The 22,937-nt window shown below is 62.9% G+C and carries 18 protein-coding genes, 1 tRNA gene and 1 pseudogene; 13 read left to right on the top strand and 7 right to left on the bottom strand.

Annotated elements, in window-relative coordinates; genetic code table 11:
* Positions 1-51 precede the first annotated feature (51 nt).
* Positions 52-145, top strand: a tRNA-Leu gene (locus tag FKL89_RS08900).
* A 169-nt stretch (positions 146-314) separates the two neighbouring features.
* On the top strand, positions 315-1,316 hold the full coding sequence (locus tag FKL89_RS08895; RefSeq protein WP_156862418.1) for a hypothetical protein: 1,002 nt from the start codon (positions 315-317) through the stop codon (positions 1,314-1,316).
* Positions 1,317-1,399: 83 nt separating this feature from the next.
* Here FKL89_RS08895 and FKL89_RS08890 read toward each other — a convergent pair whose 3' ends face one another.
* From FKL89_RS08890 to FKL89_RS08880, 3 genes are read right to left on the bottom strand one after another with little or no spacing between them, the layout of a single operon-like run.
* On the bottom strand, positions 1,400-2,002 hold the full coding sequence (locus FKL89_RS08890; protein ID WP_156862417.1) for a MarR family transcriptional regulator: 603 nt from the start codon (positions 2,000-2,002) through the stop codon (positions 1,400-1,402).
* An 8-nt stretch (positions 2,003-2,010) separates the two neighbouring features.
* The gene (locus tag FKL89_RS08885) at positions 2,011-3,180 is read right to left on the bottom strand and encodes a Gfo/Idh/MocA family protein (RefSeq protein ID WP_272953736.1); all 1,170 of its coding nucleotides are present in this window, start codon (positions 3,178-3,180) and stop codon (positions 2,011-2,013) included.
* A 20-nt stretch (positions 3,181-3,200) separates the two neighbouring features.
* Positions 3,201-4,172 (bottom strand): PDR/VanB family oxidoreductase, encoded by a 972-nt coding sequence (locus FKL89_RS08880; protein ID WP_238363591.1) that lies wholly within the window; start codon positions 4,170-4,172, stop codon positions 3,201-3,203.
* 294 nt (positions 4,173-4,466) lie between these two features.
* Here FKL89_RS08880 and FKL89_RS08875 point away from each other — a divergent pair, with 294 nt between their 5' ends.
* The 6 genes from FKL89_RS08875 (at position 4,467) to FKL89_RS08850 (ending at position 12,052) form a co-directional block, all read left to right on the top strand.
* Positions 4,467-5,789, top strand: a complete 1,323-nt coding sequence (locus tag FKL89_RS08875) for a Rieske 2Fe-2S domain-containing protein (protein WP_156862415.1) — start codon at positions 4,467-4,469, stop codon at positions 5,787-5,789.
* A gap of 30 nt (positions 5,790-5,819) precedes the next feature.
* Positions 5,820-6,821: an ABC transporter substrate-binding protein gene (locus FKL89_RS08870; protein ID WP_156862414.1), complete on the top strand. Its 1,002-nt coding sequence runs from the start codon at positions 5,820-5,822 to the stop codon at positions 6,819-6,821.
* 149 nt (positions 6,822-6,970) lie between these two features.
* A complete protein-coding gene (locus FKL89_RS08865) occupies positions 6,971-9,130 on the top strand; it encodes an FAD-dependent oxidoreductase (RefSeq protein WP_156862413.1) in 2,160 nt (719 codons plus the stop codon).
* Between the two features lie 36 nt (positions 9,131-9,166).
* Positions 9,167-9,976: a DUF547 domain-containing protein gene (locus FKL89_RS08860; protein ID WP_156862412.1), complete on the top strand. Its 810-nt coding sequence runs from the start codon at positions 9,167-9,169 to the stop codon at positions 9,974-9,976.
* Between the two features lie 25 nt (positions 9,977-10,001).
* Positions 10,002-11,324: an ATP-grasp domain-containing protein gene (locus tag FKL89_RS08855; protein WP_156862411.1), complete on the top strand. Its 1,323-nt coding sequence runs from the start codon at positions 10,002-10,004 to the stop codon at positions 11,322-11,324.
* Complete coding sequence (locus tag FKL89_RS08850; RefSeq protein ID WP_156862410.1) at positions 11,297-12,052, top strand: DUF3047 domain-containing protein; 756 nt, start codon at positions 11,297-11,299, stop codon at positions 12,050-12,052. The genes FKL89_RS08855 and FKL89_RS08850 overlap by 28 nt, the downstream gene beginning before the upstream one ends.
* Positions 12,053-12,124: 72 nt before the next feature.
* Here the strand turns inward: FKL89_RS08850 and cysS are convergent, their stop codons facing one another.
* The 4 genes and pseudogenes from cysS to FKL89_RS08830 form a co-directional block, all read right to left on the bottom strand.
* Positions 12,125-13,498 (bottom strand): cysteine--tRNA ligase, encoded by a 1,374-nt coding sequence (gene cysS / locus FKL89_RS08845; protein WP_156862409.1) that lies wholly within the window; start codon positions 13,496-13,498, stop codon positions 12,125-12,127.
* A gap of 187 nt (positions 13,499-13,685) precedes the next feature.
* Positions 13,686-15,827: a S8 family peptidase gene (locus tag FKL89_RS08840; protein ID WP_156862408.1), complete on the bottom strand. Its 2,142-nt coding sequence runs from the start codon at positions 15,825-15,827 to the stop codon at positions 13,686-13,688.
* A 242-nt stretch (positions 15,828-16,069) separates the two neighbouring features.
* Positions 16,070-17,380, bottom strand: a pseudogene (locus tag FKL89_RS08835) (DUF3422 family protein).
* A 216-nt stretch (positions 17,381-17,596) separates the two neighbouring features.
* Positions 17,597-18,802 (bottom strand): pyridoxal phosphate-dependent aminotransferase, encoded by a 1,206-nt coding sequence (locus FKL89_RS08830; RefSeq protein WP_156862407.1) that lies wholly within the window; start codon positions 18,800-18,802, stop codon positions 17,597-17,599.
* Positions 18,803-19,151: 349 nt separating this feature from the next.
* On the opposite strand from FKL89_RS08830, the gene FKL89_RS08825 reads away from it, so the two are divergent.
* The 5 genes from FKL89_RS08825 to FKL89_RS08805 are packed head-to-tail and all read left to right on the top strand — an operon-like array spanning position 19,152 to position 22,930.
* Entirely contained in the window at positions 19,152-19,559 is a 408-nt protein-coding gene (locus FKL89_RS08825; protein ID WP_156862406.1) for a DUF1924 domain-containing protein, read from the top strand.
* A 31-nt stretch (positions 19,560-19,590) separates the two neighbouring features.
* A complete protein-coding gene (locus FKL89_RS08820) occupies positions 19,591-20,085 on the top strand; it encodes a cytochrome C (protein ID WP_156862405.1) in 495 nt (164 codons plus the stop codon).
* 35 nt (positions 20,086-20,120) lie between these two features.
* On the top strand, positions 20,121-20,861 hold the full coding sequence (locus FKL89_RS08815) for a cytochrome b/b6 domain-containing protein (RefSeq protein WP_156862404.1): 741 nt from the start codon (positions 20,121-20,123) through the stop codon (positions 20,859-20,861).
* 29 nt (positions 20,862-20,890) lie between these two features.
* Positions 20,891-21,568, top strand: a complete 678-nt coding sequence (locus FKL89_RS08810; RefSeq protein ID WP_156862403.1) for a winged helix-turn-helix domain-containing protein — start codon at positions 20,891-20,893, stop codon at positions 21,566-21,568.
* A gap of 6 nt (positions 21,569-21,574) precedes the next feature.
* The gene (locus FKL89_RS08805) at positions 21,575-22,930 is read left to right on the top strand and encodes an ATP-binding protein (RefSeq protein WP_156862402.1); all 1,356 of its coding nucleotides are present in this window, start codon (positions 21,575-21,577) and stop codon (positions 22,928-22,930) included.
* Positions 22,931-22,937: the final 7 nt, after the last annotated feature.

The raw sequence follows: 22,937 nt of genomic DNA, 5'->3' as shown, positions 1-22,937 counted from the left end.
CCGCGATCGGGCGGCGGCCAGTCGCCCGATAGAATCTCCGACTGCAGCGTCGCCCGGATGGTGAAACTGGTATACACAGCGGACTTAAAATCCGCCGCTTTCCTGCATAAGGGGCGTACGGGTTCGACCCCCGTTCCGGGCACCAATCGCCGCTCAGCCGACCGGCCAACGCGCGATGCGTGTGCTGTAACTTCAGCAACGCCAACGCCGCTCGTAAACTTGTCATTCGAGCTTTAGCCGCCAAATCGGTCGCATCATCCAACGCTTTTGCCACCACGGTAGATACTACTTGTGCAATTGACAAGATGTCTCGAATGATGGCCGCAAAACTGCGATTCGTTGGACACAGCGGCGAACTCTGGCAACCCAAGCTTGCACCTGCGCGTTCGATGTTCATTCCCGATGCAAACTTGGTTCTCACGCTGTTGAACAATCTGTCAACACTGCAGGCTTTGCCCAAGGCTTATCGACACTTTCTGCAAGCGTCACGCGTGCTTGTTCGCTTGCAGTGGCATGACCGGGCGCATTTCATCCCTGTGAGTCCATCGCTAGCCGTTTTGGAACTTAGCAAGCAAGATGAGCAGCTGGATTTCCAGAAATACTTGAAGTACTACCAAGACTTGATGCTGCGCGTTTACCAGATCGACAATGTCGATTCGCGTTGGATTGAAAATTGCTACGTACTCGCTTGCAATTTGATGAAGGGCGAATTGCACAGCATTCAACAGACCGTACGGGCTGCGTTGCAGTACATGCCGAGCACCGTCGGCAGTAACGATGACATCGTCAGAGCAGTGGATCGCTATTGTGGCTGGCTGGAAGACAACTTCCACTTACTGACATCGCTTGGCGGCCCCTCGCTGTTCGTCCCCGTACTTGCTTTTGCTGGCAGCCAGGAAGCAAGATGGATTCTCAAAGTAGATAAGTTGCCCCGAAGCACGCTTGAGGACGTTTCACGGAATGTTGCGTGGGACTTCATGTACTTCATCTATCGCGAGATAGCGTATTTAGGCAATCAGTACAAGAACGATATTTTCTGCACAGCTGACGATGCTCTCGCTCAGCTGCTGCTCATGAAAATTCACAAAGGGCCGCGCTTTTCTCTCGCTCGCCTCAAATCTCACATGGACATTCCCACAGGGGGTCACCTGTATCCGCTTCCTTGCGCTCGGATCGAGGGAAGTTCGAAGCTCTCGCAGGCTATCGAGGAGCGATTGAACGCGCTGTGGCAACGATGCAGCTCTCACCCTGACGTTGTTCGCATGGGCTTTGAGGCGGCTGACCTTGGTCGCGCACTCGACAGCGTTAAGAGTTGAAGCTTCCAACCGGGCATCCCCCACGGCAACTCCAAGCCCAATGGCGACGGGCATTTCAGCCAAAAGCCGTAAAGGCTTTTCGCCTAAGCCCGCCCCGTGGCATCCTCAGCCAGATTGGTAATCATCGCCAGCAAAACGCGGCGGGCTATAGCGATCTCGTCTGTCGTCAGGCCCTTGGCGCCTGTGGCGTTGACCTCTTCCGCCAGTGGCACCAGCACGTCCTTGAGCGCGCGCCCGGCATCAGTCAGGTAAACGTGCACGTTCTTGCGATTCTCGGCGCGCTGCCGGCGCTGCACCCAGCCGCGCGCTTCCATCGCGCGCACCGCCATCAGCGTGGTCGGCTCCATCACGCCTACTTCGTCGGACAGCTGCTTTTGGGTCAGACCATCACGTTCCCACAGCGCGCGCAGAAAAGTCCAGTGGCCAAAGGGGACGTCAAACCTCGCCAGCCGCATCTGCAATGAGCGCTGGAACGAACGCGTGGCGTCTTTCACCAAGTGCGCAAAGCGATCATTGGGCACCGCTTCGCGCCAGTGGCGCAGGATGACTTCGGTGGACCTGTCGCCTACGGGTTGAATGCCAGCGCTTGCCCCGGCGGCGGACGCATCTTTTGCAGCGCGCGTCGGCAAAGTTTCTGTCGAACTGTCGGTTGCAACGGTTGCTGGCAGCGAGGTTGGTTTTGGCATGGCGGGCATTATCGCCATGGCACCTGCCATTGCAAATCAATGTCGCGGCCCTCTCGTGCCGATGTCAGTATCGCCAGGCTCGCCTCGGTCGTTGCGCGCGCCCAGCGGCCGTCGTGGTGTGCCAGTGCGCCCTCGCGCAGCACGGCCCAGAGTTCGTCAATCACCTCGCGGCGCGGAATGGTTGGCGCAGGCAGGGCTTCGAAGCGACGCTCGCGATCACCATAGATCCACACGCCCTCGGCCGTCAGTCGCAAATCCCCTTGTTCGCCGCAGACCACAACCGGCCCGAAGTGCTGATGCGCTGCCGGGGACTCGCTCGCCGGCTGCCAGGAACTGCCGCCATAGTTGCGCGCCGCCTTGGCTGCCATCTCTTCAGCCACATCACCCACAGCGCATAGTCGGCGCCGCGCAGCACCGTAGTCAGCTGCGGATTTGGCCGACCCCAGCTCACCGCGCCAGCCCATCCATTCATCGCTATCGAAGTGCCCGTAGCCGCTGTAGGTAAGACTGGCAAAGGCGCCGTTGGCGAACGAGAGCAACGCGCTGTAGGCGCCCTCGGTCGGGCGTGTCGTGTCCCATTGCGCGGTCGCCGCCCGCACCTTGCTCAGCATGCCTCCCCCGAGCATGCGCACGACGTCCACCTGATGCGCCGCCTGGCTGTGTACCACGCCGCCGCCGCGCGCCGTGTCCAGTTCTTCCGGGCGCCGGAATCGGTAAAGGAAATCGGTGAAGTTGAGCGCGTGGATCATGCCGACGCGGCCGATTTCGCCGCGATCAATCAACGCGCGGGCCAGCAGTGCTGGCCCATCGAAGCTGTGGCTGTGGCCGACGATCAGCACGCGTCCAGCGGACTGCATCGCATCCACCATCCGCGTGCATTCATCGACGGTGATCGCCATCGGCTTTTCAAGCAACACATACTTGCCAGCAGCGGCAGCGGCCAGCACGTGTTCGTAGTGGAATTGATGCGGCGAAGCAACGTAAACCAGCTCCACCGACGGGTCGGCACATAGCTCGGCCGCGCTGGCGTGCACCTGCCCGCCAAAATCGCGGCTGAACTGTGCCGTTGCTGTCGCCACCGGATCGCAGGCAGCCACCAGTTGTACGCGCCGATCACGCTGAAACGTCGGCAGCATCAGCGTGAAGGCCCGGCCAAGGCCGATTACGCCGACGCGCAACGGTTGGCCAGTGTGGCATGTCACAGGTCAAGCACCAGTTCCGGGGACTTCGCACGCGAAACGCAAACCATCACGTTGCCGGCACGTTCGTCCTCGCCAAGCACCATGTCGCGATGATCAGCCTCGCCCACCAGCAGGCCGGTCTTGCACGACCCGCAGGTGCCACTCTCGCACGAGCTGCGCACGCTGACGCCCGCTGCACGCAGCGCGTCGAGAATGGACAGTTCCTTTGCCACATGTATCACCTGCCCGGACGAGCGTAGCCGTACATCGAACGCCGTGTTCTCGGCCTGCGCCGCAGCACCAATGCCGAAGCTCTCGAAATGGATCGAGCCTGAAGGCCAGTGGCCGGTCATGTCCGCCACCGCTTCCATCAAGCCCCTCGGGCCGCAACAATAAACATGGGCAACGGTGGGTGACTCGAAAAGCGGCCAGAAGTCGAACGCCTGCGTGGCATCGCCACCATCATGATGCAGCGTGAACTGCCCCGGGAATTCGATCGCGAGATCACTCGCGAACGCGGTGCTGGCAGAGTCGCGGGTGCAGTAGTACAAATGGAACGGCACGGTGCCTGCGGCTTTGAGGTGCCGCATCATCGACAGGATCGGCGTGATGCCAATCCCGCCGGCGACGAAGACAAAGGACTTCGCCCGTCGGTCGAGCATGAAATTGTTGCGCGGCGTGCTCACCATCAGGTGCGCGCCAACGGCCACATCATCCACCATTGACCGCGATCCGCCACGCCCATTGGCCTCGCGCTTGACGGCGATCTGGTAACGCCGACAGTCTTCAGGTGCGCTGCAAAGCGAATAATTGCGACGAATCCCTGCCGGGGTGATCACAGTCAGGTGCGCGCCTGCAGTGAATTGCGGCAGCAACGCGTCGGCTGCGCCGGTAACTGGCGCCAGCGTAAACATCCGGATGTCACTCGCAACCTGCACTTTGCCGACCACGGCCAGCGACAGCCATGATTCTTCGTTCGTCGTCATCAGATTGTTGGTCACTGAGGGTCTCCGCAGTGGACGCAATCACGAAGGTTGTTGCCCAGCATTTCGCCGCGCTGCCAAGCCACTTGAGCTGCCATAGTCAACAAATCGGTCCTTTGCTGGACAATCTTAGTGAACTAAGTATATTTCGGTGCCGCGTAGCAAACCGGCCAATTCGCTCCATCGCTCGGTCTTCGACAGGGTGCATTGGACCAGCGGACGAAGACGCTACAAGTGAAACTGCAAACAATGCAAGCATAGAGGCGCCGCCGGACTGCGTGTGACTCCAGGAGGAAATTGATGCTGACCCGCGAGGAAAACGATCTGCTCTGCCGCGTCGAAGGTGACGCGCCAATGGGCCAGATGATGCGCCGTTACTGGACGCCGGTCTGCCTGATCGAAGAAGTCGCCGAAGCCGATGGCACGCCGGTCAAGGCGAAGGTGCTCGGCGAAGACCTCGTGGTGTTCCGCGATACCGACGGCCGCGTCGGCGTGATGGACGAGTATTGCCCCCATCGCCGCGCGTCGCTGGTGTTCGGGCGTAATGAAAACTGCGGTCTGCGCTGCCTGTACCATGGCTGGAAGATGGACGTGGAAGGCAACGTCATCGAGATGGTGTCAGAGCCCGCTGCCAGTGTGATGGCGCAGAAGGTCAAGCACACCGCTTACCCGGTGCAGGAATGGGGTGGCTTCGTCTGGGCCTATCTCGGCCCGCGCGAGACGATGCCGGAGTTTCGTCCGCCCAACTGGGCGCCGGTGGCGGACGCCCGCGTGACTATCGCCAAGGTAATCCTGCCCTGCAACTGGGCGCAAATCCTCGAAGGCGCCATCGACTCGGCGCACAGCTCGAGCCTGCACTCGTCCGACATGGTGCCCGCCCGTGTCGACGGCGCCAAGGCCACCGATTCACTGTGGTTGCGGCCGTCAACCGACAAGGCGCCGCGCCTGCAGGTGGAACGCACCGGCTACGGTTTCCGCTACGCCGCGATCCGGCGGCCCATCGCCAACGCGAACGTGAACGATTATGTGCGGCAGACAGTGTTCGTGGCGCCAGCGACCGCACTGATTCCGCCAAACAATCTTTACAACGTGGCGAACATCAATGTGCCGATGGACGACACCCACACCGCGTTCTACTTCATCGCCTGGGGGCACCCCGAGCAGACGCCCGACACCGCGACCTGGCGCAAATTCCTGCGGCAAACGGTGGGCGAAGATCTCGATCAGTACTACCGACCGCTGCGCAATGTCGAGAACCGCTTCTGGCAGGACCGCGCGGCGATGAAAGAAGGCAATTTCACCGGCATTACCGGGTTCCCGAATCAGGACGTCGCCATGTGGCTCACGATGGGCCCTATCGCCGAGCGCTGGCGCGAACGCCTCGGGGCCAGCGATCTCGCGATCGTCGAATTCCGCAAGCAGATGGTCGACGCAGTGCGGGCCTTCGCCCGAGGCGAACCGGCGATTGGCACCGGAGACGCCGCGATCCCCGCAGAGGTGTGCAGCTTTCAGGCGATCATTCCCAAGACCACCGACTGGCGTGAGTTCAGCGCGCAGTACGTGTGGGACCAGGCAATGCCGGCGCTGGAGCCGTCGTATTCCACACAAGCCGCATCGTCCTGAGTCGCCCGGCTTCAAGGCAGAATCCAACGCATGTCAAAACTACGCCTCTCTTTCGCCTGCTGGAACTACGACCGCACGCGCGCCCTGCTCGATGGCTCGGTGCGGCCCGATGGCATCGACCTCAACTATCTGTGCCTGCCGGTCGAAGAGACGTTTTTCCGCATGGCGCGACATCGTGAATTCGACGTCGCCGAGATGTCGTTCTCGTCATACTGCGTCTCGCTGAACAAGCCTGACCGGCCGTTCGTCGCGCTGCCGGTCTACCCGTCGCGCTTCTTCCGTCACTCCTGCATCTACGTCAACGCGAGCTCGGGCATCCGCGAGCCGAAGGACCTGATCGGTAAGCGGATCGCCAGCCCCGAGTACCAGATGACTGCGCCGGTGTGGATCCGCGGCATACTGCAGGATCACTACGGCGTGCCCGTGACCAACGCCGAAAGCGAGCCATATCGGTTCGGTGGCGAGGAAGAACCGGGCCGCATCGAAAAGATCAAACTTGATCTACCGCCCAATATCCGGCTGCAAGCGATCGGGCCAACACAGACGCTATCGCAGATGCTGGCTGAAGGTGAGATCGACGCGTTATATACGGCCCGCGCACCCAGCTCGTTCACGCGCGGCGACGGTCGCGTGCGGCGGCTGTTCGAGAACTACGCCGAGATTGAGCGCGCTTACTGGCGCGATACCGGCATCTTCCCGATCATGCACGTGATCGTGATGCGCCGCGAGGTCTACGAGGCCAACCGCTGGATTGCGCAATCGCTGACCAAGGCGTTCTACGCCGCGCAGCAAATGGCCTACGACGATCTCGCAGAGACCGCAGCGCTGAAGTCGATGCTGCCCTGGCTGGTGGCACATGTCGAGGAAGCGCGCCGCGAGATGGGTGCTGACTGGTGGCCGTACGGTCTTGAACCAAACCGCAAGGCGCTTGAGACGTTTGCCCGCTATCACTTCGAACAGGGGCTGTCGAAACGACAGCTCGGGCTCGACGAGCTTTTTGCACCCGAATCGCTGGAAGCGTTCAAGATCTAGAGACTTGGCACAGGCTGCCCCCGCAGACGCTCCTCGCGAACAGCGACTGTAAGGCCCTCGCCTCGCAACCGACGAAGCGCTAAAACCGTAGTCGGACGCAGTCCCGTAGACTGTTTGCAAGCCGGTCTTCGCGCCGGGCACAGGGTCGCATGAAATCGAAAATTGCGCTGCTCGCCATCATCGCAGCGGTCGTCGGGGCGTTTTTCTACTTTGACCTCGGCGCCTACCTGACGCTAGAGGGCTTCAAGTCGCGCCAGGCGGCGCTGTCGGCCGCCGTCTACGCCAACCCGCTGCGCGCCGCGCTGATCTTCTTTGCCGTCTACGTCGCCGTCGCCGCGACCTCGTTTCCGGGTGCCGCAATCCTGACCCTGGTCGGCGGCGCGATCTTCGGCTTCTGGACCGGCCTGCTGCTGGTCTCGTTCGCCTCCTCGGTCGGCGCGACGCTGGCCTTCCTGTCGGCACGCTTCCTGTTGCGCGACTTCGTGCAGGGCAAGTTTGGCGACCGCCTGAAGCCGATCAACGAGGGGGTCGACAAGGACGGCGCGTTCTACCTGTTCGCGCTGCGGCTGGTGCCGCTGTTCCCGTTCTTCGTGGTCAACCTGCTGATGGGCCTGACCCCCCTCCGCACCTGGCCGTTCTACTGGGTCAGCCAGTTGGGCATGCTGGCCGGCACCGCCGTCTACGTCAACGCCGGCACCCAGCTGGCGCAGCTTGACTCGCTCAAGGGCATCCTGTCGCCCGCGATCCTCGGGTCGTTCGTGCTGCTGGGCATCTTCCCGATCCTCGCCAAGAAAGTGCTCGACTGGCTCAAGGGCCGCAAGGTCTACGCCAAATGGGCGCATCTCAAGCCGAAGGCCTTCGACCGCAACCTGGTGGTCATCGGCGCCGGATCGGCCGGGCTGGTCACGGCCTACATCGCGGCGGCGGTCAAGGCGAAGGTGACGCTGATCGAAAAGCACAAGATGGGCGGCGACTGCCTGAACACCGGCTGCGTGCCGTCCAAGGCGCTGATCAAGTCGGCCAAGCTGCTGTCGCAGATGAAGCACGGCGAGCAATACGGCCTGCGGCGAGCCACCGCGGAGTGGGACTTCGCGGACGTCATGCAGCGCGTGCAGCGCGTCGTGACCGAGGTCGAGCCGCACGATTCGATAGAGCGCTACACCGAGCTGGGCGTCGAATGCCTGACCGGCAGCGCCAAGATCGTCTCGCCCTGGGCCGTCGAGTTCACGGCAGCCGACGGCAGCCAACAGACGCTCACCACCAAAAACATCGTGATCGCCTCGGGCGCGCGGCCGTTCGTGCCGCCGATTCCGGGCCTCGACAGCGTCGATTACCTGACCAGCGACACCGTCTGGAACCTGCGCGAGCTGCCCAAACGGCTGGTGGTGCTGGGCGGCGGCCCGATCGGCAGCGAGCTGACGCAGTGCTTCGCGCGCTTCGGCGCCCAGGTGTCGCAGGTGGAGATGCTGCCGCGCATCCTGATCCGTGAAGACCCCGAAGTCTCCGCAATCGTGACCCGGTCGCTGCAGCGGGACGGCGTCGCGGTGCTGACCGGTCACAAGGCCAGGCAGGTGCTGGTCGAGAACGGCGAGAAGATCCTCGTCTGCGAACACGCCGGTACCGAGGTGCGGCTGCCGTTCGACCAGATCCTGGTCGCCGTCGGGCGTACGGCCAACGTCACCGGGTTCGGGCTTGAGGAGCTGGGCATCCCGGTGCGCCCGAACAAGACCGTCGAGACCAACGACTACCTGCAGACGCTGTTCCCGAACATCTTCGCCTGCGGCGACGTCGCCGGGCCGTACCAGTTCACGCACACGGCGTCGCACCAGGCCTGGTACGCGGCCGTCAACGCGCTGTTCGGGCGCTTCAAGAAGTTCCGCGCCGACTATCGCGTGATTCCCTGGGCGACCTTCACCGACCCCGAGGTCGCGCGCGTCGGACTGTCCGAGACCGAGGCGAAGGAGAAGAACATTGCGCACGAGGTCACGGTGTATGGCATCGACGATCTCGACCGCGCGATCGCCGATGGCACCGCACACGGCTTCGTCAAGGTGCTCACGGTACCGGGATCGAAAGACGGGACGATCCTCGGCGCAACCATCGTCGGCGAACATGCCGGTGACATCCTCGTCGAGTTCGTGACCGCCATGAAGTACGGCCTCGGCCTCAACAAGATCCTCGGCACCATCCACACCTATCCGACGATGGGTGAGGCGAACAAGTACGCGGCCGGCGTATGGAAGCGGAACAACCAGCCGGTGAAGCTGCTGGAGTGGGTGCGCAAGTTTCATGCGTGGGAGCGGGGCTAGGCGTCCAGCGCCCTGGCAATCGTATTGGAGATATCAATGAAGTCCATCACTCGTCTGATCGCTGCGCTGGCGCTGCTGATCACCAGCACCGCATTCGCCCAGTTCGATCATTCGCACAAGGCGTTCGACGACCTGCTCAAGAAGCACGTCACCTACATGAGCAACGGCAACGCCTCGCAGGTGTCGTACGCGGGCTTCGCGCGCGACCGCGCGGCGCTCAAGGCCTATCTCGATTCGGTGTCGGCCGTGCCCGAGGCGACCTACAAGTCGTGGAACAAGAACCAGCAGCTCGCGTTTCTGATCAATGCCTACAACGCGTACACGATCGAGCTGATCCTGACCAAGTACCCGAACCTGAAGTCGATCCGCGACCTCGGCGGCACCTTCACCAAGCCCTGGTCGCTCAAGTTCTTCACGCTGTTCGGCAAGGACACCCACCTCGACAACATCGAGCACGACATGATTCGCGCCGATGGTGTGTTCAACGATCCGCGCATCCACGTCGCGGTGGTCTGCGCATCGATCGGCTGCCCGATGCTGCGCAACGAAGCCTTCACCGCCGACAAGCTCGACGCCCTGCTCGAGGACGGCATGCAGCGCTTCCTGTCGGACAAGTCGCGCAACCGCTATGACCCGCGCTCGAAGCAGCTCGAAATCAGCAAGATCTTCGACTGGTACAAAAAAGACTTCACCAAGGGCTACAAGGGCTTCAGCTCGCTCGAGGCCACGCTCGGCAAGTACGCCGACCGCCTGAGCAACGACCCCGCCGCGCAGGCGGAGATCAAGGCCGGCAAGGTGTCGATCAGCTACCTCGACTACGATTGGAACCTGAACGACAAGAAGTAGCGCCGCGAGCGACACGCCCCCGCCTTTGAAGCCACTGATCCTCGTCCTGTTCGCGCAGGAGTATGACGAACTAGGACTCGACCCGCTGATCGCCGGCCATGACGACTACGAGTTCGTCCGCGAGGGCTTCGACTTCTTCACCTTCCCGCAGAACGCACGCATCCTGTGGTTTGACGTAGAGCGCTTCGTCGACGAGCTCGCTCACAAATATCGTGACTGCCGCGTCGCCGCCGTGGTGTCGACGCACGAACAGTTCGGCGCCCTCGCCGCCAGCCTGCTGACGGCCAAGCTCGGCCTGCCCGGCACCCCGCTCAAGGCACTGCTGACGGCGCAGCACAAGTTTCTGGCGCGCCAGATCCACAGCCGCGCCCTGCCCGAGCACGTGCCGCCGTTCTGCGGTTTTCGCTACGACGCCGACATCACGCAGGCCGTGACCATCGACTATCCGATCTTCGTGAAGCCGGTCAAGGCCGCGTTCTCGGTGCTTGCCAAGCGCTGTGCTGACGAGGCGGCGCTGCGCGAACACCTGCGCTTCCGGCTGTGGGAAAAGATCATCATCAAGCGGCTCACCTGGCCGTTCCGCCGCGTCTCCAAGAAGCACCTCGACTGCGAGATCGACGCCGACTGCTTCATCGCCGAAGGCTGCGTCAACGGCGCGCTGCAGGTCTGCGTCGACGGCTATGCCCACGCCGGACGCGTCAACATCCTGGGCACCGTCGATTCGGTGATGTATCCCGGCACCAGCGCCTTCATGCGCTTCGAATATCCGTCGCGGCTCGACGCCGACGTCGTGGCGCGGCTCGAAGACATCGCACGCCGCGCGGTCGAGGCGATCGGCTTCACGCACGGGCTGTTCAACGTCGAACTGTTCTATCAGCCCGCCAGTGGCCGCATCACCATCATCGAGATCAATCCGCGCATGGCGGGGCAGTTCTCGGATCTCTACGAACGCGTCGATGGCAAGAGCCTGTGGTCACTCGAGCTCGACCTCGCACTGGGCCGGACGCCGCTGTTCCCGCATCGCGAAGGCAGATTTGGTGCGGCGTCCAGCTTTGTGTTCCGCGAGTTCGGCGATGCCGTCAAGCAGGCGCCGCCCGCCGAGCAGCAAAGCTGGCTCACGGCGACTTATCCCGACGCGCGGCTGTTTCTCGACCTCAAGCACAGCACCTCGCGCGAGAGAGAGACGAAATGGCTCGGCAACTACCGCTACGCGCTGGTGCACATGGGTGGCACGGACCACGATGACATGATGGCGCGATTCGACAACGTGTGCGAGCATTTGGACTTCGACGTCGGGCCCGCAGGGGCCAAACCCTCCTTATGGCAAAGACTGCAAAGGTCTTTCTAGTCACCGCGCTGGCAACCACGCCCGCCCTGCTTTGTGCGATTGACGGCGTAGCGCCGGGCCCGGAGTCCATCCCCCGGTTCTCGGACCGTACGGCGGGTGCTGTTGTCACGCCGGGCGACTGGAGCTTCCAGCCGGTTCGCACGGCAAAGAACCTCACCACCTACACGTATGTGCGCGACGAGGAAGCCAACGCTATCGTGCTCGAAGGCATTGCTGACAATGCCGGCGGCGCCCTGATACACCGTTTTGACGGCAGCGCGAAGTCCACGCCAGTGCTGCGTTTTCAGTGGAAAGTCGGCAATGTGATCGCCCGGAGCGATCCAACCACCAAGGCCGGTGACGACTACGCGGCACGTATCTACGTCACCTTCGCGTACGACCCCGCGCGGGCGACAATGCGCGAAAAGGCCGAGAACAGTGTGGCGCACATGCTGTACGGCGAGACGCCACCTCATGCCGCGCTGTCGTACGTGTTTACGCACAAGGTCAGCCGCGACAGCGTCATCACCAGTCCGTACACCCATCGTGTCAAAAAGCTGGTGGTCGATGACGATCCTGGGTCAGTCGGCAAGTGGCGGCAGTTCGAACGCAATGTCTACGACGACTATCGGCGCGCCTTCAATGAGGAGCCCACCCGCATTTCGGGGATCGCCCTGATGGTGGACACCGACAATACCGGCGAGCGCGCCCGCTCGCGCTTCGGCGATATCACGCTGCGGGCACGCTGAACCGGGTGCCGCGCGGCGCGGCTGCGTCGAGTGCAGGGGTGATTTTCAACGCCACATCGACGCCCCAGTACACTATCCGCGCGTCAGCGCGTAGTTGTCCTTGCCATCCTTCATCGTCCAGCCCAGCGCCGTCAACTCGCTGCGCAAGCGATCGGCTTCCGGCCAGTTTTTGGCGTTGCGGGCCGCCCAGCGTGCATCAGCAACGGCGCGCACGTCGGCTGGAACATCCTCGACCTTGGGTACCCAGCCCGCAAGTCCAAGACCGAACGCTTCGTCGAACTTGAGCAAGGTGGCTTTCTTCACGCCTGCCCCGAGGTCCGACTTGAGCATTTCGTAGGTCAGCGCCAGTGCCTGCGGGAAATTGAGGTCGTCGTTAAGCATCGCCATAAAGCGGCCGACAAAATCCTGGTCCGCAGTTGATGGTGCGCCGAGGCCGTACGCTGTGTTGCGCAGCCGCTCCAGCGCCGTCTGCGCCGCATCCAGCGCATCCCAGCTGAAGGTGAGCTGCGAACGATAGTGCGCGGTCAGGCAAAGGTACCGATAAGCGATCGGATCGTAACCCTTGTCGATCAACAGCTGCACGCGCAGGAATTCACCGCTCGACTTGCTCATCTTGGCGCTGTTGAGCAGGATGAAATAGCCATGCATCCAGAAATTTGCGAGCCTGGTGCCGTACGCCGCCTCGGTCTGCGAGATCTCGTTAGGATGGTGTACCGTGATGTGATCCTCGCCCCCGCAATGGATGTCGAAGTATTCGCCGAGATACTTGTGCGCCATTGCCGAGCACTCAATGTGCCAGCCAGGAAAGCCGCGCCCCCACGGCGAGTCCCACTCCATTTGCCGCTTTTCTGCGGGTGACGAGAACTTCCACAGCGCATAGTCGGTAGCGTTCTTCTTCTCGCCCAGATCAACGCGGGCCCCGGCCTGCAGGCCAGCGATATCAAGGCGACCGAGGTAACCGTACGATGGCTGCTTTGCAGTGTCGAAGTAGATGCCGTCGCTGGTGCGGTAGGTGTAACCTTTCTTCTCGATCTCCTCGATGAAGCTGATCTGCTCAGCGATGTGATCGGTCGCCTTGCACCAGACGTCTGGTTCGTTGATGTTGAGTGCCTTCAGGTCAGCACGGAAGGCATCGGTGTACAGCGCGGCGATGGTCCAGGCCGTCTGCCCGGTACGCCGCGAGCCGGCCTCCATCTTGTCCTCGCCCTCGTCGCCGTCGGATACGAGGTGCCCGACATCGGTGATGTTCATCACGTGGTTGACGCGATAACCATTCAGCTTCAGCGTACGCACCAGCCCGTCCTCAAACAGGTAAGTGCGCAAGTTCCCGATGTGGGCGTAGTTGTAGACGGTCGGTCCGCAGGTATAGAGCCCCACCTCGCCCGCTTTCAGCGGCGTGAACTCGCGCACTGAGCGCGTCCAGGTGTCAAAGAGTTGAAGGGGCATAGGTGCGAAATCCGGAATACAAAAAAGGCTGCGTGCAGCAGCCTTGGTTAACGGGAGATCAGAAAAAGTGACGCGTCAAGTGCTGCGGCATGGAAGCGTCGCCCGGCGAAGGCAACAACAGACAGCAGAAACGGCGAATGTCACGTTCATGATCCCCGGAGTTTATCGCAGCGCAGGCTAGAGCTGGCTATTGCGGCACACAGAAGGCGATGCGCGACTGCGTCCAGCCCGCCTCGACCATGCGCGAAGCCTCCACCGCGTCCCACATGGTGCGAAGGTTGTAGCCCAGCGCATCCGGCCGGACAAACTCGTACACCGGACCGCTACCCACTGGGCACACCGGTCCGGTTGGCAAAGTCGCCAGAAAGGTCATGCCATCGACTGCCCAGCCGAGGTTGGCTGCAAACGCCTTGCACTCTTCAACGCTCGCGCTGTAGCTGAAGGCTCGACCCACGGCCAGACGCGCGCGGCACACTGGTTGTGCCAACGAAATCACATTGAACTGCGCGGTATCGCTGAAGGTGTCAATCGCGTAGCCAGTGCGCGACCATGCGCCACCGCGCTGGCCGGCAAGCATCTGCGTCAACTCGACCGGATCCGCGATCAGCGCGTAGCGGCCGGAAACGGCATCGGCAACTTCGACCAGTCGCGTTCTGGCCGCGGTGCCGGTGAGGTCAATCGCCGGCCGCGTGTTGGTGACACTGGCCGCCGCATTGAACGCATCGAGCAAGCCGGAACCACAGGCACCGACGGCTGCCGCACAGTCGGAACCACTTGGAAAAGTACGCGAACTTGCCTTCAGGCGGTTGATGACCTGGCCTGGCGTCAGGCCGGGATCGCGTGCCAGCATCAGAGCAACCACACCCGCCACGTGCGGCGCAGCCATGCTGGTACCCATGTAAGTCGCGTAACTGGGCACGGCTGGCAGCGTGATGCCACCGTTCAGTGTCGACAAAACGCCGGGCAAGTCACCCGAATCACCACCCGGGGCGCTGATGCCAACCGTATTGCCGAAGTTGCTGTAGCTTGACAGATCCCCCAACAGATTTGACGCACCAACGGCAATCACCCCCTTGCAGTTGGCCGGCGAGAAATCGGATGCCAATGTCGCATCATTGCCCGCTGCGACCACCACTACGGCGCCCTTGGCCAGCGCGCTGTCAATCGCAGCCTGCTCATTGGCGCTGCACGGGCCATAGCCGCCGAGGCTGAGATTGAGCACTTTCGCAGGATTCGGATTGGCCGGGACACCGGCCACTGCAACACCGGCAGCCCAGCGGATCGAGTCCGCCACGTCGTCCGAAGTGCCGCCACAACGCCCCAGCGCCCGAACCGGCACGATGCGAGCATTCGGGGCAACCCCGGCAATCCCTTCACCGTTATTGGTGCTCGCGGCGATGATGCCGGCGACGTGAGTGCCGTGCCACGAACTCATGAAATCCCACGAGCCGGTACAGGCCAGCGAATCGTCGTAGTCACCGGCGTCGGTCGGGTCGGAATCGCGCCCATCGTCATCGTTCGAAATGAAGGTATCGCGGATCATGTCGTAGCCCGACAGACGCTTGCTGTCGAGATCCGGATGCGAGCGGATGCCGGTATCGATAACGGCGACAGCCACGCCACCCGTCGGGGTGATATCCCACGCCTGGGCTGCCCGGATACCACCAACCCCGGTGCCAAGGGACCACTGCTGGCTCCACATGGTGTCATTGGGTATCCATTGGTGGCGGTAGACGCGGACACGCTCGGCACTGCGCACAGCTGAATCGCCGGCAGCAGTCACGGCCAATGCGGCGAGTGCGGCAGAGGATGTACCTGCGGGCGCTACCACCAACGCACGATTGCCGTAGGTGACGCGCTTGAGCGTCAACGCCTGGCCGGTCAGCTCCGCCAAACGGGCGACAGTTGCGCTGGCTGACGAAACGTCGCGCAGATTCAACGCCAGCATGCGGCTGTGATATTCGCTCTCCGGCGCCGTGCGGGCCAAGGGCTTGTCGGCGAGCAGCGGTTGCGCCCAAAGAACCCCGGCTCGCTCGCGCAGCGTAGTCGCCAGCACGGCGGCTTTGTTGTCGTCGTTTGCCGTGATGCTGAACACCCCGTTACTGGCGCGCGTTGCAGACGTCGCACCGACTGAAGCGGCCAGCTCGGACGCGATGCGCTGCTCGCGACCTTTGCTATCCGGGCTGAGCCGGAATTCGACGGTGGCGGCGTGCGTCACCTGCCATGTCATAGCGGCGAGAGGCGTAGCCAGCAGCAGGGCGGCTACGCGCGTGCGACGCAGACTGGAATGGCGACGAGGAATTGCGGCAACTGCTGACTTGGTGGTCATGACGGACTCCGTGCGGCTACGCGCCAGCGCGTCCGCAATACGCAATCACGTACACGACGCTCCGGCTGCAGACGCATTCTGTTTCTGCAACTATGCTTTAAGAGTGTATGCCAAGGGCATGAAAAAACAAAGCAAATCAGTGTTGGGTGTTGGTCGCAGCTTGAATGCACACACCAAGGCCATACTGTCCGTCGAGCCCATTCCGTCCGCACTTCTGATGCGCGTGTTGACGGTGTGTGGCGTCAACGGTGGCCTGCCCGCCCGATCAACCGGTGGTGCAGGCGTCGGATCGACCACCAGACGCTGACCGCCACCAACGGAATCGCGATGGCTGCACTGCTTTCCGGGCTTAGCGGCCAGCCCAGAGTCTGCGCCCCTTTGGCGAGATAGCTGATGAGGCCGACGATGTAATAGGTAATCGCGGCCACAGAGAGACCCTCGACCGTCGATTGCAGCTTCAACTGCACATCCTGCCGCTCGTTCATCGCGGCAAGCAGCGCTTCGCTGTTCTGCTGCTGCTTGATCTCCACGCGGGTGCGCAACAGATTGCTCATCCGCGACACGCGTTGCGACAGCGAATCCTGCCGTCGCACGGCCCATTCACAGGTATTGCGGGCCGGGGTCAGACGGCGATCCATGAAGTCACGGAACGACTGCAAACCGGGCAGACGCGTCTCGTTGATGTCCTCGATCCGTTTGTCTACCAGTGCAAAGTAGGCCGCGCTGGCCGAAAAGCGTGAGTGCATCGCCGCATACTGCGATTCAATTTACCCGGCAAGATGAGTCAGCCGGTCGAGCAAGGCAGGCTCGTCGTCACGTTGCGCGCTTCGGATCGCTGTCGCCAGCGCCGCCAGATCGCGTTCGGCGTGCGCCAGTTCACCCGCAGCGGCATGTGCGGCAGGCAAGCCGAGCAGAGCAGCCAGACGATAGGTCTCGATCTCCAGCAGGCGCTGGATCAGGCGACCTAGCGCACGCGGCGTCAGGTCGTCGGCAAACACCAGCACCCGTGAGTAGCCGTCGGCGTGGATCGCAAAATCGGTGTACGCGTGGCCACGTCCTTCAGCCACCAGCGCCCCAACCAGCGTGTCGTCGTGCAGCCATTGTCGTATGCGGGCGTCGCGCTCGACCTCACTCATCGCTGGCCACACCCACAGGTGAAGTGCGACCAGCCGCTCGCCCGGCAAGCCATCGAGCCAACTTACCGGCACGGCGGCAACCGCAGTCGGCGGGATTTCAACCGTGGCCGCATCAACTGAAGCAATGTCGCCAGCGAGCGGACGCATGAAGGACCAGCTCACGAACTCGGTGTGCCGCTCCCAGCGCAGCCGGTAGCCACCGAGATTGTGGCGCGAATGCGTGGTCTGCGCGTCGAGCGCTGGCAAATGATGATCACGAAGCAGCGATGACACATGCTCGCGACTCGCCTCCCGCGCGCCGGCGTCGGCCAGCATCACCACATGAGTAATCGCCAACGGCGGCGTCATCGGCTCCGGCGGCCGAGCGTGGATTTCGTTATGCAGAGCGATACGTTGCGGGTGGTCAATCACGGCGATGGCGCTCGAATAAGAATATTTGCCCCGACTATCAGACCGGACAGCAGGGCAATGGCGGTGCCCACCACCATCTTACCGGTAGCCATCGGCCGCTGTGTAGCTACTGAGCCGCATAAGCAAATGTGAATAAGGCGCGCTTGCTACCGATCGGCCGGCTCACCTGCGACCGAAGAGGTGCGCCACGGGCCTGCCGTCGTCGTCGCCTGCTACGTTGCGCTACTTGCGGCTGCGCTTGACCCAGTCGGCAATGCGCTCCACCCCGCGCACGATGTTTTCGTTCTGGGTGGCGTAGCTGAAGCGGATGTGCTGGCCGTCGCCCGGCACGCGGTGGCCGAAGTGGATGTCCGCGAGCACCGCGACGCCAGCTTCATAGAGCAACCGTTTGCGCAATTCCTCGCTATCAGCCAGACCGGTCATCTTGCACAGTTCCGTCACATTCGGCCACGCATAGAAGGCACCGCCGCTGGCTTGACACTTGATGCCCGGCACGTCATTGAGCAAGCCAACGATCAGGTTGCGGCGCTCAAGAAACTTCTGGCGCATCGCCTCCGCCTCGTGCTGCGGGCCGCTGACGGCGGCGACCGCTGCCCACTGCGAGATGTGGCTCGCGCAGCTGTCGGTATTGGTGACCCACTTGGTGAACGCCGGGGCCAGCAGCTTGTTGGCCGTGAAGCCGATGCGCCAGCCGGTCATAGCCCAAGTCTTCGAGGCGCCGTCGGAGATGATACAGCGCTCCTGCATGTCGGGCAGGCTGGCCAGCGACTGGAAGCTGCCCTCGAACGTGAGACGGCCGTAGATCTCGTCGCAGAACACCCAGATCTGCGGATGTTTGCGCAGGATTGCCGCGATCGCCTCGAGGTCGGACTTGGTCAGGATGCCGCCGGTCGGGTTCTGCGGGCTGTTGAGGATCAAGAGCTTGGTCTTGGCCGTGATCTTCGATTCGAGCTCGTTCGGGTCGAACGCGAAGTTGCGGCTCTCGCGCAGATACAGCGGCACCGGTACCGCGCCGTTGATGGTGATCTGCGACTCGTAGATCGGGAAGCCCGGCACCGGGTAGATCACCTCGTCGCCGGCGCCGAAGTCGGTGGTCGACAGGATGGTGTACGCGATGAACGGCTTGGCGCCGGAGCCGACCACGATGTCCTCGGGCGCGATGTCGAGGCCGCGCATGTCGCCCATGTAGGTCGCGACGGCGTTGCGCAGCTCGGGGATGCCGGCGCTGGGCGTGTAGCCGTGCTTGCCGAGCCGGATCGCCTCGTGTCCGGCCTCCTGCACGTGGGTCGGCGCCGGAAAGTCGGGCTGGCCGATGCAGAAGCTGGTGATGTCATAGCCCTCGGCGATGAGCTTGTTGACTTCGGCGAGGACAACAAAGGCGTTTTCGGTGCCGAGGGACTGGGCGCGACGGGAGAGCTGGAGTTGCATGGCGATGATGGAGCGTAGAGGTCGGTGATGTGGGGCAGCAGATTCGGTAGCAATGCTACCGGTGCCCGCTGTCAAGGTAGCAGTGCGTTCCGAATCACCAATCAGGGGCTAACCGTCGCAGCCAAGGAAACGCTGAACGAGTCCCCCGCGAAGCTGCGCGCGGCGGATGGGGATGGATGGCGAGGCGCAAAACGCGGTCGTAGCGGGGCTACGACGAGGCTTTGCAACGCGGCCAGCCGTCCGAGTCCGTCGATGTGTGGTTCGCGAGGAACTTGTTCAGCGTTCCCTAAGAAACCCATAAGTTGCGCGGCCTACGATTTCCACATTGGCAACCAATCAGGACCGTCACATGCACCGCCAGCATCGATTTACCGCCTTCACTGCCGCCGCAGCGGCCGTATTGACCTCGGCCGCAATGGCTGCGCCAACAACTCCGCAGGCCTTGCTGGAATCCTACGCCCAGGCTGCCGCAACACGACCTGATGCGAAGGCCGGCGAAAACTTTTTTAACGCGACGCACGGTCGCGAGTGGAGTTGTGCCAGCTGCCATACCGCCAACCCTACGCGGCCCGGCAAACATGCCAGCACCGGCAAAGCGATTCAGCCGCTGGCTCCGGCGGCGGAAAGCGTCCGCTTCACCGACGCCGCCAAGTCAGAGAAGTGGTTTCGCCGTAACTGCAACGACGTGCTTGCACGCGAGTGCACGGCAGGCGAGAAGGCGAATCTGTTGGCCTGGCTTGTCTCGTTGAAGCCGTGACCGCAAGCAGTAAACCATAAGAGAACACAAAATGGACCGACTCTCCCGCTCGCACTTGAGCACGCGCAATGTGCGCAACCTGGCGCTGACTGCTACAGCATTTGTGCTGGTCACATGGCCAGTCGCTGGTTTCGCAGACTCGGCAAGACGGCAGCCCCCGCCATCGAACTACATCGCAGAGTGCGCCAGTTGCCACGCCCCCTTCCCGGCGCGAATGCTGCCTGCTGCATCGTGGTCCGCCATCATGAACACACTCAACCGGCACTACGGCGTGGACGCCAGCGTGGACGGGGCCGCTGCGCGCGAACTGACACGCTGGCTGACCGACATCGCGAGCCAGCGCAGCGCAAACCGCCCCCCAGACGATCGTTTGACGCTAGGCGCCGACTTTATTCGCAAGCACCGCGAAGTGCCAACGACGACATGGTCAAAAGCCGCCGTCAAGTCGCCGGCGAACTGTGCAGCCTGCCATGGTGATGCCGCCGAAGGCGCCTTTCGCGAACGTAATGTGCGCATCCCCCGCTGAACCCTCGCGTAACTCATCCGAGAAGGAGCAACGACATGACTTCCGTTACCCGACAACCAAAGGTCCTGATTTGGGATATTCCAGTCCGTCTCGTGCACTGGCTGCTGGTACTGAGCTTCGCCGGCGCCTGGCTGACCGCTGAGAGTGAACGCTGGCGCCAGGTGCACACCCTGTTTGGCTACACAATGGCCGGGCTGGTTGTCTTCCGTCTGATATGGGGTCTGGTCGGCTCGAAGTACGCGCGATTCAGCAATTTCGTGCGCGGCCCCGCCGCTGTACTCGCCTACCTCAAGAGCCTGCGCAGCCGCGAGCCGCAGCATCACGTGGGCCACAACCCGGCTGGCGCACTGGCTATCGTCGCCTTGCTGGCATTGATCCTGATCACCGCCGCAACCGGCTGGGCCAACCTCAACGATCTCGGCGGGGGCTGGCTTGAAGAGGCGCATGAGCTGGCTGCTCACGCACTGCTGCTACTGGTCGGCGTGCATCTTGCCGGCGTGCTGGTCAGCAGCGTGTTGCATCGCGAAAATCTTGTCCGCAGCATGTTGACCGGGCGCAAGCAAGTTACCGACACTGACGCACCGAATGCAGCAATATCGCGCAGCCGGGCTATCCTTGGCGCTGCCGTGTTGGCCGCAGTGCTGTCGTTCTGGGCCTGGCAGTGGTGTTCGCCGGCGGCCGCCGACCGCGACACTGCCAGCACAGCCGCAACAACAACGACTGCGGGCGCGAACGTCGCAAGAGGCGCGAAGCGCGAGCACCACGACAAACACTGACGACCGCCACGCTGGCAACCACACCCAACATGCGCATCCTGCTCGCCGAAGACGACAACCTGCTGGGGGACGGCCTTCGGGCCGGCCTGCGGCAGCAGGGCTTTCTCGTGGACTGGGTTCGCGATGGCGCCACTGCGCAGCGCGAACTGGCGGGTGGGACGTACGATGCGATGGTTCTCGATCTCGGCCTGCCCGGCAAGGACGGTACTGAGGTGCTGGCAGATGCGCGGCGCAGTGGTCTGAAGCTGCCGATTCTGGTGCTGACGGCCCGCGATGCCGTCCCCGACCGCATTGGCCATCTCGATGCCGGTGCCGACGACTACATCATCAAGCCAGTCGATCTATTCGAGCTGGGGGCCCGCCTGCGGGCGCTGGTGCGCCGCGCGCACGGGCAGGCCGAGGACGCCATCGAGATGCACGGCTTGCGGCTGTTGCCGGCATCACACGAGGTACTGCTGAACGGTGAGGCAGTGACTCTGTCGGCGCGCGAATTTGACCTCCTGCATACCCTGATGCTCAACGCCGGGCGCGTGATGACGCGTGATCAGCTCGAACGCCGCCTGTACTCCTGGGGGCAGGAAGTCGAGAGCAACGCCATCGAGTATCACGTCCATCACCTGCGTCGCAAGCTGGCGCCCGGCTTGATCGAGACAGTTCGCGGCGTCGGTTACACCATGCCACGGCCGCAGCGGCCGGGACGCGCGTAGGTGGCCATGCGTTCGCTACAGACGCGAGTCGTTGCGCTGGTGCTGGCGGGGGTCTGCACACTCTGGCTCATTGCCGCAATCATGATCTGGTTTGACGGTCGCCACGAACTGGACGAGCTGCTGGATAGCCACCTCGCCCAGGCGGCAACGCTGCTGGTTGCACAGGCATCGGATGGCGAGCTTGAGCATCAATACGAGGAAGCGGCAAAGCTAACCCGCTTTGATCGTCGGGTCGCGTTCCAGATGTGGCACGAGGGTCGTTTGCAGTGGCGTTCAGCCAACGCGCCGACCACGCCGATGATGCAACAGGATCGCGGCTTCGCCAGTACCAGCATCGATGGCAAGCAATGGCGTGTCTTCGCCACTCGCGGCAAGGACTCGGACGTACAACTCTTCGTCGGTGAGCAGCTGGACGCGCGTGCCGACATCCTCACCGCCCTGCTGCGCGGCATGCTGCTCCCGCTCGCCGTTGGCTTGCCGCTGCTCGCGCTGGTGGTGTGGCTGGCCGTTTTCCGCGGGTTGCAGCCGTTGCGCGCGCTGCGCACCCAGCTGCGGCAACGGGCACCGGCCGAATTGACTGCGATCGGGCTGCCAGGTGCACCCGAAGAGGTGGAAAGTCTCACCATTGCGCTCAACGACTTGTTCGCCCGAATTGGCAGTCTGATCGAAAACGAGCGCCGCTTTACCCAGGATGCAGCCCACGAACTGCGCACGCCGATTGCGGCCATCCGTGCGCAGGCGCAGGTCGCGGCGAGCGCAAGTGCGCCAGCGGATGTACAGGCAGCCCTGCAGAAGACGTTGCGGGGCTGTGATCGCGCATCACATCTGGTGGACCAGCTGCTGCAGCTGGCGCGGCTTGATGGCGCCCAGCAACCGTCGCAGCAGCAGCAGCCGCGCTTCGATCTGGCGCGTGTCGTCGAACGCGTGCTGGCACCGCTTCTGGACGATGCCGCCGCGAAACGGATTGCCCTCGAAGTCGATGTGCCGGACCACTGCGCGATGGCGGGAGATGAGGCCTTGATCGGCATCCTGCTGCGCAACCTATGCGACAACGCACTGCGCTACAGCCCCAACGGTGGTCAGGTTCGCGTTCGGATTGCCGACGCTGCCACCGGCTTGCAAGTCAACATCGAAGACAGCGGCCCCGGCATGACGGCAGCGCAAATTGCGCGGCTGGGCGAGCGCTTCTACCGGGTTGCCGGCAATGATGCGGAGGGAAGCGGCCTTGGCTGGTCGATCGTCCGGCGAATCGCCGCAGTCACCGGCGCCAAGCTCGACATCGGCTCATCCGCAGAACTCGGCGGACTCAGAGTCACCGTGACCTGGCCGCGAGCAGAACCGACCGGCGGTACGCAACGCTAACCGCCGC

It is taken from the genome of Casimicrobium huifangae (assembly GCF_009746125.1).
GTDB lineage: Bacteria > Pseudomonadota > Gammaproteobacteria > Burkholderiales > Casimicrobiaceae > Casimicrobium > Casimicrobium huifangae.
This window is presented reverse-complemented; position numbering and strand designations above follow the sequence as displayed.